Annotated in this window: 12 protein-coding genes; 10 read left to right on the plus strand and 2 right to left on the minus strand. The window is 72.2% G+C overall.

Features of this window, described 5'->3' with window-relative positions; genetic code table 11:
* Positions 1 to 5: 5 nt before the first annotated feature.
* Positions 6 to 833: a polysaccharide deacetylase family protein gene (locus NE234_RS26140; RefSeq protein ID WP_252783285.1), complete on the minus strand. Its 828-nt coding sequence runs from the start codon at positions 831 to 833 to the stop codon at positions 6 to 8.
* 126 nt (positions 834 to 959) lie between these two features.
* Positions 960 to 3,104: an elongation factor G-like protein EF-G2 gene (locus NE234_RS26145; protein ID WP_252783286.1), complete on the minus strand. Its 2,145-nt coding sequence runs from the start codon at positions 3,102 to 3,104 to the stop codon at positions 960 to 962.
* Positions 3,105 to 3,337: 233 nt separating this feature from the next.
* Here NE234_RS26145 and pgsA point away from each other — a divergent pair, with 233 nt between their 5' ends.
* The 10 genes from pgsA to NE234_RS26195 all read left to right on the plus strand — a co-directional run bounded on the left by pgsA (position 3,338) and on the right by NE234_RS26195 (position 12,657).
* Complete coding sequence (gene pgsA / locus NE234_RS26150) at positions 3,338 to 3,961, plus strand: phosphatidylinositol phosphate synthase (protein ID WP_252783353.1); 624 nt, start codon at positions 3,338 to 3,340, stop codon at positions 3,959 to 3,961.
* Positions 3,958 to 4,845 (plus strand): phosphatidylinositol mannoside acyltransferase, encoded by an 888-nt coding sequence (locus NE234_RS26155; protein WP_252783287.1) that lies wholly within the window; start codon positions 3,958 to 3,960, stop codon positions 4,843 to 4,845. Before pgsA ends, NE234_RS26155 begins: the two co-directional genes overlap by 4 nt.
* A gap of 47 nt (positions 4,846 to 4,892) precedes the next feature.
* A complete protein-coding gene (locus NE234_RS26160; RefSeq protein WP_252783288.1) occupies positions 4,893 to 6,023 on the plus strand; it encodes a glycosyltransferase family 4 protein in 1,131 nt (376 codons plus the stop codon).
* Positions 6,024 to 6,025: 2 nt separating this feature from the next.
* Entirely contained in the window at positions 6,026 to 6,583 is a 558-nt protein-coding gene (locus NE234_RS26165) for a hypothetical protein (protein ID WP_252783289.1), read from the plus strand.
* Between the two features lie 198 nt (positions 6,584 to 6,781).
* A complete protein-coding gene (locus tag NE234_RS26170) occupies positions 6,782 to 7,822 on the plus strand; it encodes a DUF3048 domain-containing protein (RefSeq protein WP_252783290.1) in 1,041 nt (346 codons plus the stop codon).
* 104 nt (positions 7,823 to 7,926) lie between these two features.
* Positions 7,927 to 8,844 (plus strand): pyridoxal 5'-phosphate synthase lyase subunit PdxS, encoded by a 918-nt coding sequence (gene pdxS, locus NE234_RS26175; protein WP_308206030.1) that lies wholly within the window; start codon positions 7,927 to 7,929, stop codon positions 8,842 to 8,844.
* Positions 8,845 to 9,117: 273 nt separating this feature from the next.
* Positions 9,118 to 9,762, plus strand: coding sequence for a DUF6928 family protein (locus NE234_RS26180; RefSeq protein WP_252783291.1), 645 nt, complete (start codon positions 9,118 to 9,120; stop codon positions 9,760 to 9,762).
* Positions 9,763 to 9,923: 161 nt separating this feature from the next.
* Positions 9,924 to 11,132, plus strand: a complete 1,209-nt coding sequence (locus NE234_RS26185; RefSeq protein WP_252783292.1) for a helix-turn-helix domain-containing protein — start codon at positions 9,924 to 9,926, stop codon at positions 11,130 to 11,132.
* Positions 11,133 to 11,302: 170 nt separating this feature from the next.
* The gene (gene pdxT, locus NE234_RS26190) at positions 11,303 to 11,908 is read left to right on the plus strand and encodes a pyridoxal 5'-phosphate synthase glutaminase subunit PdxT (RefSeq protein ID WP_252783293.1); all 606 of its coding nucleotides are present in this window, start codon (positions 11,303 to 11,305) and stop codon (positions 11,906 to 11,908) included.
* On the plus strand, positions 11,905 to 12,657 hold the full coding sequence (locus tag NE234_RS26195; RefSeq protein WP_252783294.1) for a YebC/PmpR family DNA-binding transcriptional regulator: 753 nt from the start codon (positions 11,905 to 11,907) through the stop codon (positions 12,655 to 12,657). The genes pdxT and NE234_RS26195 overlap by 4 nt, the downstream gene beginning before the upstream one ends.
* Positions 12,658 to 12,752 lie beyond the last annotated feature (95 nt).

Raw genomic sequence — 12,752 nt, forward strand, 5'->3', positions numbered from 1 at the left:
GGCCGTCACTGCGCCGGGTGCGTGCCCGGCGCGGAGGCGCCCGCCTGGATCAGCTCGGAGACGGTGACGAACTCGAAGCCCTTGGTGCGCAGCCCGCGGATCATCGCGGAGAGGTTGCGCAGGGCGACGAGGCGGTCCGGGTGGCCGGTGTCGTGCGCGAGCAGGATCGTGCCCGGCGCGGAGTTGGTCACGATGTAGTCGACCAGCTTGGGCGGGTCCTTCTCGAAGGTCTTCTCCAGCATCTTGATCGACCACAGGACGAGGTTGTAGCCGAGGACGCCCGCCGCGCTGAGCGTCGTGCCGCCGATGTTGCCGTACGGCGGGCGCAGATGCCGTGGCTCCCGGCCGGTGATCTCGGCGATCGCGGCGTGCGCCCGCTTCATCTGGGTCAGCGCCGCCTGATGGTCCAGTTGGGCGAGGTTGCGGTGCGCCCAGGTGTGGTTGCCGGCCTCGTGGCGGTCCATCCGGCCGTGCACGAGGCGGGCGTTGCGCACGAGGCGCTGGCCGACGAGGAAGAACGTGGCCTTGACCTTCTCCTCGTCGAGGATGTCGTGGACCATGGGCGTCCAGTTCGGCATCGGGCCGTCGTCGAAGGTGAGGGCCACCAGCTTCTGGGAGGTGTTCACCGCCCAGGTCACGTCGACGTGCCCCTCGCCCGGCCGCCAGGGCCCCGCCGACGGCACCGCCATCGCCGAGCGCGGCGTGGCGGGCGCCGCCTCCGCCGAGTCGATCGCCGCTCCGGCGGCGAGCCCGACCGCCGTACCCGCGCCGCCGAGAGCGACGGCGCGCAGAACCGTGCGCCTGCCGTGCTCCCCAGCCCCCGTGTCAGCCATGCTGCGATCATCTCAAACGTTCGGTTAACAAAGCGTCATTCCGGAGGATGATCGTTTCGTCCTCCGGACGGCCCGGCGCGGCGGTGCCGCCCGTACGGCGGGCGTACGGGCGGCCCGGTGCGAAGGTCACTCCCTCGACTCGGCGGCGACCTTGTCGGCCAGATGCGACGGCAGCGGTTCGTACCGCAGGAACGAGCGGCTGAACGTCCCCGTGCCGTGCGACATCGAGCGCAGGTCGATCGCGTACCGGGTGATCTCCAGCTGCGGAACCTCCGCCCTGATCAGGGAACGGCCCCCGGCGATGGTCTCGGTGCCGAGCACCCGCCCGCGCCGGGACGACAGGTCCGACATCACCGCGCCGACGTAGTCGTCCGCGACGAGCACCGACACCTCGTCCACCGGCTCCAGCAGCAGGACCTGCGTCTTGCCCGCGGCGTCCTTGAGCGCGAGCTGTCCCGCCGTCTGGAAGGCCATGTCGGAGGAGTCGACCGAGTGCGCCTTGCCGTCGTGCAGGGTGACGCGGATGTCGACGAGCGGGTAGCCGGCCAGGACCCCGCGCTCCATCTGGATGCGCAGGCCCTTCTCGACCGACGGGATGAACTGCCGCGGGACGACCCCGCCGACGATCTTGTCGATGAACTCGAACCCGCCGCCCGACGGCAGCGGCTCGACGTCGATGTGGCAGATGCCGTACTGCCCGTGACCGCCGCTCTGCTTGACGTGCCGGCCCAGGCCCTGCGCCCTGCCACCGAACGTCTCGCGCAGCGGCACCCGCAGCGGCACGGTCTCCACCTCGACGCCGTACCGGCTGCGCAGCCGCTCGAGGAGCACGGCGGCGTGCGCCTCGCCCATGTTCCACAGCACGAGCTGGCGGGTCTCGGAGTTGTTCTCCAGCCGCAGCGTCGGATCCTCGGCCACCAGCCGGGCCAGCGCCTGGGACAGCTTGTCCTCGTCGGCCTTCGACTTGGCGCGGATCGCCGTCGGCAGCAGCGGATCCGGCATCGACCAGGGCGCCATCAGCAGCGGGGACTCCTTGGAGGAGATCGTGTCGCCCGTCTCGGCGTGGGTGAGCTTGGCGACCGCGCAGATGTCCCCCGCGATGCAGGAGGACATCGTGCGCTGGGCCTTGCCCAGCGGAGAGCTGATCGCGCCGACCCGCTCGTCGATGTCGTGGTCCTCGTGGCCGCGGTCCTCTAGGCCGTGCCCGGAGACGTGCACGGTGTCGTCCGGCCGTAGCGTGCCGCAGAACACCCGGACCAGCGAGATCCGGCCGACGTACGGGTCGGAGGTGGTCTTGACGACCTCGGCGACCAGCGGCCCGTCCAGGTCGCACGTGAGGTCCTTCGCGGGCGAGCCGTCGACCCTGGTGACCGCCGGGATGCCGTGCTCGAGCGGCGACGGGAACGCCTGGGTCATCACCTCGAGGAGCTCGCGCATGCCGATCACCGGCCCGGGATGGTCCCCGTGCGGGACCGACGTGGCCAGCACGGGATAGAAGCTGCCGCGCGCGACCGCCTTCTCCATGTCCTCGATGAGGACCTTGACGTCGATCTGCTCCCCGGAGAGGTAGCGATCCATGAGCGTCTCGTCCTCGCTCTCCTGGATGATCCCCTCGATGAGGGCGCCGCGCTGCTCGGCGAGGCGGTCCAGGAACTGCGGGTCGGGGTCGCGCTCGACGCGTTCGCCGGAGGAGTAGTCGAAGCACCGGCCCGTGAGCAGCCCGATCAGGCCGGTCTCGCATGGGAAGTAGCACGGCAAGACGCCGTCGCCGAAGGCGTCCTGGCAGGCGGTGAGGACCTCGTCGAAGTCGCCGCGCTGCTGGTCGATCTTGGTGACGACGACCGCACGCGGCATGCCGACCAGCGCGCACTCCTCCCACAGCATCCGGGTGAGGCCGTCGACGCCGTCGACCGCGGAGACCACGAACAGCGCCGCGTCGGCCGCCCGCAGCCCGGCCCGCAGGTCGCCGACGAAGTCGGCGTAGCCCGGGGTGTCGAGCAGATTGACCTTGAGCCCGCCGTGCATGAACGAGGCGAGCGAGAGGTTCACCGAGCGTTGCTGGCGAATCTCGACCTCGTCGTAGTCGCTGACCGTCGAGCCGTCCTCGACGCGACCGGGCCGCTGGATGGTACCGGTCGCAGCGAGCAGCGCCTCGACGAGCGTCGTCTTACCCGCTCCGGAGTGGCCGACCAGCGCGATGTTGCGGATCTTGTCGGGCTGGTCGACCGCTGGTGCCCTGCCGGCGGCTTGGGGAGCTGTCTTGTCCGCCACGTGCCCACCTCCAAAGGACGGATGGGTGTGACGGGTGCCACACCCGTGGTCACCACCATTACCGCCCCGGCCTCATATCACAAGGGGTGACCGGGCCCGGGTTGAGGCCTGTCTGATATGAGCCGTTCCCACCTGCGCCGACGCCACGCACTACGATTGGCCCGCCCGGGGGGTGGCGCGGCTACGGCCACGGGGCGATGAAATCGCGGCCAGAACACGATCAGAGGATGGCAATGCTCAACCAGTTGCGGCCGGCGCTCTCGCGTGTGATCACACCGGTGGGCCGGGCGCTCGCCCGCACCGGTCTCACGCCGAACGCGATCACCCTCATCGGCACGCTCGGTGTCGTCGGCGGCGCGCTCGGCTTCTACCCGCGCGGCGAGTTCTTCTGGGGAACCGTCGTCATCACGATCTTCGTGTTCTTCGACATGTTCGACGGTGCGGTGGCCCGGGTCACGGGGAAGACGAGCCGGTTCGGGGCCTTCCTCGACTCCAACATGGACCGGGTGTCCGACGCGGCGATCTTCTCCGGGGTGATCCTCTACTTCGCCCGGCAGGACCACCAGGACCTGCTGATGATCGGCCTCGCGCTGTTCTGCCTCGTGGCCGGGGCGCTCGTCTCGTACGCGCGGGCGCGCGCCGAGGGCATCGGCGTCGGCGCGACCGTCGGCATCGCCGAGCGCGGCGAGCGGCTGATCGTCAGTCTCGTCGCGATCGGCCTCGACGGACTCGGCGTCCCGTACGTCCTGGCCATCGGGCTCTGGCTGCTCTCGCTGGCCAGCGCGATCACCGTCGTGCAGCGGTTCGTGGCCGTACGCCGTCAGCTCGAGGTGCTCGAGGTGAGCGAGCAGTCATGAGGGACGAGGCGGCCGACGCCGCGTACGCGCTGGGCTGGGCGGCGGTACGACGGCTGCCCGAACCGGTCGCCCGGGAGATCTTCATGCTGATCGCCGACCGCACGTGGCGGCAGCGCGGCCGTGGAGTCCGGCAGCTGGAGAAGAACCTCCGCCGGGTCGTCGGGCCCGACGTCTCCGAGGAGGAGCTGCGCGGGCTGAGCCGCCGGGGCATGCGCTCGTACATGCGCTACTGGATGGAGGCGTTCCGGCTGCCCGCGACGAGCCGGGAGCGGATCCTGTCCGGCATGCGCATCACCGGCATCGAGGACCTGCGCAAGGACCTCGACGCGGGGCGCGGCGTCGTGGCGGCCCTCCCGCACATGGGCAACTACGACCACGCGGGCGCCTGGATCAGCCTGTCCGGGGTGCCGTTCACCACGGTGATGGAGCGGCTGCGGCCCGAATCGCTGTACGACCGGTTCATCGCCTACCGGGCGAGCCTCGGCATGGAGGTGCTCCCCGCCACCGGCGGCGACGGCGACGTCTTCCGCACTCTGGCCGCGCGGCTGCGCGAGGCCCGCCTGGTCTGCCTGGTCGCCGACCGGGATCTCACCGCGTCGGGCGTGGAGGTCGAGTTCTTCGGCCGGGCCGCGAAGATGCCCGCGGGCCCTGCCGCGCTGGCCATCGAGACGGGCGCCGCGCTCCGCCCGGTCACCTTGTGGTACGAAGGAGACGATTGGGGTGTCCGCGTCCACGAGGAGATCCCCGTGCCCGACGCGGGAGAGCGGCAGGAGAAGGTCCGGGCGATGACGCAGTCCCTCGCGGACGCCTTCGCCGGCGGCATCGCCGCCCACCCGGAGGACTGGCACATGCTCCAGAGGGTCTGGCTTGAGGACCTCCGGTGAGCTGAGATGACCGAGACGGCGCGGACGGCGGAAAGGGCGGGCGGTCGGTGAAGATCGGGATCGTCTGTCCCTACACATGGGACGTTCCCGGCGGTGTGCAGCAGCACGTCCGCGACCTCGCCGAGGCGCTGGTCGCGCTCGGCCACGACGTGTCCGTGATCGCGCCCGCCGACGAGGACTCGCCGCTGCCCTGGTACGTCGTGCCCGCGGGCCGCGCCGTACCGGTGCCGTACAACGGCTCGGTGGCACGGCTAGCGTTCGGGTTCCTGTCCGCGAGCCGGGTGCGCCGCTGGATCCGCGAGGGCGGGTTCGACGTCCTCCACGTTCACGAGCCGGCCGCGCCCTCGCTCGGCCTGCTGGCCTGCTGGGCCGCCGACGGGCCGATCGTGGGGACCTTCCACGCCTCCTTCGAACGATCACGGGCGCTGTCGGCGGCCGGCCCGATCCTGCAGAGCGCCCTGGAGAAGATCACCGCGCGGATCGCGGTGTCGGAGAAGGCACGCAAGACCCTCGTCGAGCACCTCGGCGGCGACGCCGTGCTCATCCCCAACGGCGTGACCACCGAGCGCTACGCCATGGCCGAGCCGCTGCGCGGCTGGCCCGGGGAGGACGGCGCGCTCGGCTTCCTCGGCCGCATGGACGAACAGCGCAAGGGCCTGCCGATCCTGCTGTCCGCCTTCGAGATCCTCGGGCGGCGGCGCCCCGGCCTGCGGCTCCTCGTCGCCGGGCCCGGTGACGAGGAGGAGGTCCTGGCCCGGGTCTCGCCGGACCTGCGCGACCGGGTCGTCCTGCTCGGCCTGGTCAGCGAGGCCGACAAGGTCCGCGCCCTGCACTCCGTGGACGTGTTCGTCGCGCCCAACACCGGCGGGGAGAGCTTCGGCATCGTGCTCGCCGAGGCGATGTCCGCCGGGGCGCCGATCCTCGCCAGCGACATCGAGGCGTTCCGGCGCGTGCTGCTCGACGGCCGGGCCGGAGCGCTGTTCCCGGTGGGCGACGCCGGGGCGCTGGCCGCCGCGGCGGCGGAGCTGCTGGACGACCCGGCCCGCCGTAAGCAGCTGTCGGCGGAGGCCAAGACCGCCGTGCGCGCCTACGACTGGTCGACGGTCGCCCGCGACGTCGTGCGCGTGTACGAGACCGTGGCAGGGGACGCGACCGTCGTCGAGACGTCGGCGGGCTGATCGTGTACCACACCCTGCTCAACGTCGCGCTCGCCGCCGCGGTCCTCCTCCTGCTCGGCGTCTACGTCTCCTGGCGCGCCACCCGCATCGACCGGCTGCACGTGCGCCTGGAGACCGCGCGCGCCGGGCTCGACGTCGCGCTCGTCCGGCGCGCGGCGGTCGCCCTGGAGTTCGCCGCCTCCCGCCTGCTCGACCCGGCGACCAGCCTGCTGCTGGCCGCGGCCGCCCACGAGGCCCGCATCGCGGACGCCGACAACCGGGAGTTCGCCGAGAGCGACCTGTCCCGCGCGCTGCGGGCGGTCGTCGAGCAGCCGGGCTTCCGCGACGCCCTCGCCGGCCGCGAGGACGGCGCGGCGCTGCTGGAGGAGCTCGACGCCGCCGCGCGGAAGGTGGCGTACGCGCGCAGCTTCTACAACAACGCGGTGACCGCGACCCGCGCCGCGCGGCGCAAGCTCCTGCCGCGCCTGCTGCACCTGGCCGGCCGGGCGCCGCTCCCGGAGTTCTTCGAGATCGACGACGCCCCGCCGGAGACCTCCGCCGACGTGGCCCGACCGGTCTGACGGCCCCGACGCTCGGGCGGCGGGCGTCCCCGCGCGCTGGCCGGACGGTCCGAGCCCATGGGGGCCCGGAGTCCCCGCTTCGGCCTCCGCCGGGGCCGTACGTACTCGCTGACCGGCGCGGATGCGCGGGTGACGCCGTCGGCCGGGAAGCCGTTCGGTTAGTCTGGCCCTTTCCGGATTAGTGGGAGAGGACGCGTCATGTCCGTTCTCCAGCCGCACAAAGGTCCACGCGCCGCCGCGCTGAGCGCCGCCGCGCTCACCGTCCTGACCTTCTCGGCGTGCTCCAGTGAGCCGAACGGCGCGGCCCCGCCGAGAGCCGCGGGCACCCCCGCACCCGCGGCCACGCCGTCCCCGTCACCGTCGGCTCAGCCGGTGCATCCCTTCACCGGCCGCCCGGGCGCGCGGAACGGCCCCGTCCTGGCCATCAAGATCGACAACACTCGGTCGGCGAAGCCCCAGCGCGGCCTGCGCTCGGCGGACATCGTCTACGTCGAACAGGTCGAAGGCGGCCTGTCCCGCATCATGGCGATCTACTCCTCGACCCTCCCGCCGCAGGTCGGGCCGGTCCGCAGCGCCCGGATCTCGGACCTGCACATCCTGCCGCAGTTCGGCCGGCCCGCCTTCGCCTACTCCGGTGTGCAGAGCAAGATGAAGCCCTACCTCGCGCGGGCCCCGCTGATCGACGTCTCCCCGGACAAGGCGGCCGGTGCCTACAGCCGCGGCGGGCCCCACCCGGCCCCGTACAACCTGTACGCGTCGCCGCAGGAACTGCTCGCCAAGGCGTCCGGAGCGACGACGGCGCGGGACATCGGCTTCCGGTTCGGCGCCGCGCCGCCCGGCGGCACGGCGGCGGCGTCCTACACCGCGCGCTACCCGTCGTCGACGCTCGTCTTCCAGTGGTCGGCCGGGGAACACCGCTGGCTCGTGTCCCAGGACGGCCGTCCGGACCAGGCCGCCGAAGGCGGGCGGCTCGGCGGGCAGACCGTCGTGATCCAGCGGGTACGGACGACCCGGTCGCAGTTCCACGACTTCCTCGGCAACTACACGCCGCTGATGCAGACGGTGGGCACCGGGACCGCGACGGTCCTGCGCGACGGCAAGGCGTACGACGCCCGCTGGTCCCGCGCGTCCGAGGACCAGGGCACGACCTACACCACCCCGTCGGGGCAGCCGATGACCTTCGCGCCCGGCCAGGTCTGGGTCGTCCTCGTCAACGCGGGCCGTCCCGTCACCCCGTGAACACCGCCGCGACCGGGCGTCGCCGGAGCCGGGCGCCGGCCCCTCCCACCTCGAACTACCATGGAGAGCGACAAGCGTGATCGATTTCTCCTAAGAGGTAGCCCGTGTCCACTGCCACCCCCGCCCAGCCCACCGCCACTCCGGAGACCGGCACCGCCCGAGTCAAGCGGGGGATGGCGGAGATGCTCAAGGGCGGCGTGATCATGGATGTCGTCACCCCGGAACAGGCCAAGATCGCCGAAGACGCCGGCGCCGTCGCGGTCATGGCGCTCGAGCGCGTGCCCGCCGACATCCGGGCCGAGGGCGGGGTCTCCCGGATGAGCGACCCGGACATGATCGAGGGCATCATCAACGCGGTGTCGATTCCGGTCATGGCCAAGGCGCGCATCGGGCACTTCGTCGAGGCCCAGGTCCTGCAGGCGCTCGGTGTCGACTACATCGACGAGTCCGAGGTCCTGACCCCGGCCGACTACGAGAACCACATCGACAAGTGGGCCTTCACCGTGCCCTTCGTCTGCGGCGCCACCAACCTCGGCGAGGCGCTCCGCCGCATCACCGAGGGCGCGGCCATGATCCGCTCCAAGGGTGAGGCCGGCACCGGTGACGTCTCCAACGCCACCACGCACATGCGCCGCCTGCGCCAGGACATCCGCCGCCTCGGCGCCCTGCCCGAGGACGAGCTGTTCGTCGCGGCCAAGGAGCTGCAGGCCCCGTACGAGCTGGTCAAGGAGGTCGCCACGGCCGGCAAGCTCCCCGTCGTGCTGTTCACCGCGGGCGGCATCGCCACCCCGGCGGACGCCGCGATGATGATGCAGCTGGGCGCCGAGGGCGTGTTCGTCGGCTCGGGCATCTTCAAGTCCGGCGACCCGGCCAAGCGCGCCGAGGCGATCGTGAAGGCCACCACCTTCTACGACGACCCGGACGTCATCGCGAAGGTCTCCCGCGGGCTCGGCGAGGCGATGGTCGGCATCAACGTCTCGACGCTGCAGGACTCCGACCGCCTCGCCGGGCGCGGCTGGTAGGGGACCGGCCTCGTCGTCCCGGCCCGATGACCGAGCACACCGGAGAGGGGCCCCCGGCCAGGGGGCCCGGAGGGCTCGCCGGCCGAGGCTCGGAGATCATCGGGCGGGGCACGGAGATCGTCGGGCGGGGCACGGAGATCGTCGGGCGGGGCACGGAGATCGTCGGGCGACCGGGCCCTCCCCAGCACGGCGCGGGCGGGCTAACCTGTCCTGGGCCCGGCGGCGGGACGCTTCCGCGGGACCGGTGCAGTGGCCGCAGGAGGGACGAGACCCATGGCGTGGTCCATCGCGCTGGCGTGCGCGAGCGTTGACGATCCGGTCCGGGCGTTCCGGCAGGGCCTGATCCCGGACCCGGACGCCGCCGCCGATCTGGCGCGGCGCCTCTACCCGGATTCGGCGATCGTCGAGAGCGGCGACACGGTCCTGGACTTCGCGTTGTGGCCGTACGAGGACGAGCTGTTCGTCGGCGCGTACGGCGACGCGCTGGTCGTCTGCGACCGGCGGCTCTACGACGTCGACGACCGGGCCCGTACGCTCGCCGACCACATCGCGGCGGCCCTGCCGGGGTCCACCTGCGGGGTGCTCGTCCTGCACAGCATGGTGTCGGGGTGCTGGTTCCGGTGGTACGCCGGCGACCGTCCGCGACGGGACGTGTTCGTCACGGCCGAGGACGGCGTCGTCGTCGACCTGGGGGAGCGGCTTCCGGCGGAGGCGCCCTTCTGGAGGGCGATCGACGAGGGCGCGCCCGACGTGCCCCTGCCGTTCGACTACGAGGAGTTCGGCCTGGCACTGGCCCGCGAGCACCTGTTCGGCCGTGGCCTCGCCGAGCGCGGCGACGACGGCTTCCTGCCCCTGGAGCTGTCGCTTCGCCGGTTCAAGATCCGTTCGCCGGCCAAGCTGGGCCGCGGCTCTCGCTGACCGGCTGGTGCCGCTGTCTACCGACCGGCGGGTCCTTCCGTCTCGGCCTCTCCGATAACCCCCTTTTCGGGCTGGCCGCTGGGGACGAATCGGTCGTAGCCTGAATGCAGCGCCTTGAGCGCAGTGCTTGGAGCGCAGGCGGCACCAGGGGGTGCAGAACAGTGTCCGAGCCCGACAACATCGGTGACCGGCTCAGGTCGCTCCGCGACGAGCGCTCCATGACCCGGCGGGAACTGGCGGACGACGCCGGTGTGGACGTCGCCCTGATCGAGAAGCTCGAGCACGGCCGGCGGGGGACGGCGCGCCTCACCTGGCTCACCAGGCTCGCGGACGCGCTGAACGTCGAGGTCTCGCGGCTGCTCGGCGGGCGCCGGTCCGAGGAACGCGGCGCGGAACGCGCTCCGGGCCCGCCCGGTGACGTCCAGGACCTCGGCGACGTCGTGGCGTCGGCGGACTCGATGCCCGGGATGGACACCGACGACGCCGGGGAGGCCCCCGACCTCGCCGAGCTGAACGCCGCGGTCGACGCCGCCTGGCACGCCTACCGGATGGGGAACATGACACGCCTCGCCGGGCTGCTGCCGGGCCTGATCGGCGAGGCCCGCCTCGCGTCGAGCGAGCTCGGGGCGAGCGCGGCCGGGCCGCTCGCCGAGGCGCACCAGCTCGCCGCGCGCCTGTTCGTGCACTACGGCAGGTGCGACCTCGCCGAGGTCGCCGCCGAACGCGCGATCCGGGCCGCCGAGGGCGGCGGTGACGAGCTGGAGTGGGAGACGCTCCACGGCACCTACTCCTGGACCCTGCTGTGCGAGGGCCGCCCCCGGGCGTCCGAGGAGCACGCCGTCTCGATCGCCGCGAGCACCGAGCCGTCGATGGACGAGGCCGCGCTCCGCGACCTGACGGTGTGGGGCGGCCTGCTGCTGGCCGCCATGGCCGCGGCCAGCGCCGCGGACCGCACCGCGCCGACGACGGAGTACCTGGGACTCGCCGGTTCGGCCGCGCGCCGGTTCTCCCGCGACCGCCTCGACTATCACGTGGGGTTCGGCCCGGCCCGGGTGGCGACGGAGGCCACCCACGCCTACGCGATGCTCCACGAACCCGGCCTGGCGCTGCGGTCGGCCGGGGACGTGCACGCCGGTGAGCTGTCGCCGCGGTCCTACGGCCGCCATCTGATCGACGTCGCGCGGGCGCAGACGGAGATCCGTGATCTGCGGGCCGCGGAGGAGACGCTCTGCGAGGCCGAGAGCCTGTGCGCCACGTCGTTCTCACCCGCGGGGCCGGCCCACGCCGTCGTGAGCGACGTCGTGGTCGACGTCGGGCACCTGACCCCGGAGCTGCGCCGCATGGCGCGGGCCGTGCAGGTCCACGCGTAGGCACGGAACGGGACACACGGGTCGCGCGGTGTACGCGGGGCGCACCGCTGCCCACGGGCCGGGCGCGCTGAGCGCGGAGCCGGTACGCGGGGAAGATCACTCCCTGCTGCCGTTGTTATGACAGGCACTAGGCTCATTGTCCGTACATCTCATTTCTGAAGGGCTGATTCGTGGCTGCTGTCCCGACGATCGGCGTGCTCGCACTGCAGGGCGACGTCCGCGAGCACCGGCGCGCGCTGGAGTCCTGCGGCGCCTCGACGGAGTCCGTACGCCGTCCGGAGGAGCTCGATCGCGTCGACGCCATCGTCATTCCCGGCGGAGAGTCCACGACGATGTGGCGGCTCGCACGCACCTTCGAGCTGCTGGAGCCGCTGCGCAAACGGATCGAGCAGGGCATGCCGGCCTACGGCTCCTGCGCCGGCATGATCATGCTGGCCGACCGGATCGCCGACGGCGCCGAGGGCCAGGAGACCATCGGCGGCATCGACATGCTCGTGCGCCGCAACGCGTTCGGACGCCAGGTCGACTCGTTCGAGGAGGACATCCACGTGACGGGGCTCGACGCGCCGTACCACGCGGTGTTCATCCGGGCGCCGTGGGTGGAGTCGGCCGGCGACGACGCCGAGGTCCTCGGGCGTGCGGAGTCCGGCGACGCCGCCGGTAGGATCGTTGCGGTCCGGCAGGGACACTTGCTCGCGACGTCATTCCATCCGGAGCTCACCGGCGACGCGCGGATCCACCGGCTCTTCCTCGACATGGTGAAGGGAACCCAATGAGCGGCCACTCCAAGTGGGCGACGACGAAGCACAAGAAGGCCGCCCTCGACGCCAAGCGGGGCAAGCTTTTCGCCAAGCTCATCAAGAACATCGAGGTGGCCGCCCGGACCGGCGGAGGCGACCCGGACGGCAACCCGACGCTCTACGACGCCATCCAGAAGGCCCGCAAGAACTCGGTGCCCCTCGACAACATCGAGCGGGCCCGCAAGCGCGGCGCGGGCGAGGAGGCGGGCGGCGCCGACTGGCAGACGATCATGTACGAGGGTTACGCCCCCGGCGGCGTGGCCGTCCTGATCGAGTGCCTCACCGACAACCGCAACCGCGCGGCCTCCGACGTGCGCACGGCGCTCACCCGCAACGGCGGCTCGCTGGCCGACCCGGGCTCGGTGTCGTACCTGTTCAACCGCAAGGGCGTCATCATCGTGCCCAAGGAGGGCACCTCCGAGGACGACGTCATGCTGGCGGTCCTCGACGCGGGCGCCGAGGAGGTCAACGACCTCGGCGAGTCGTTCGAGGTGATCTGCGAGTCCGGCGACCTCCTGGCGGTCCGCAAGGCCCTGCAGGAGGCCGGTGTCGACTACGAGTCGGCCGAGGCCAACTTCCTGCCGAGCGTCAGCGTCCCCGTCGACGAGGACAACGCCAAGAAGGTCTTCCGTCTCCTGGAGGCGCTGGAGGACAGCGACGACGTGCAGAACGTCTTCGCCAACTTCGACGTCTCCGACGAGATCATGGAGAAGATCGAGGCCTGATCCACCGGGACCGGGCCGGTGCCCGGCCCCGGACGGTGCGGCGGAGGCGGCGCCCGGCCCTGCCCCGGGCGCCGCGGGCGATGCCGTAGCGTACC

This window comes from Actinoallomurus rhizosphaericola, assembly GCF_024055675.1.
In the GTDB taxonomy this organism is placed as follows: domain Bacteria; phylum Actinomycetota; class Actinomycetes; order Streptosporangiales; family Streptosporangiaceae; genus Actinoallomurus; species Actinoallomurus soli.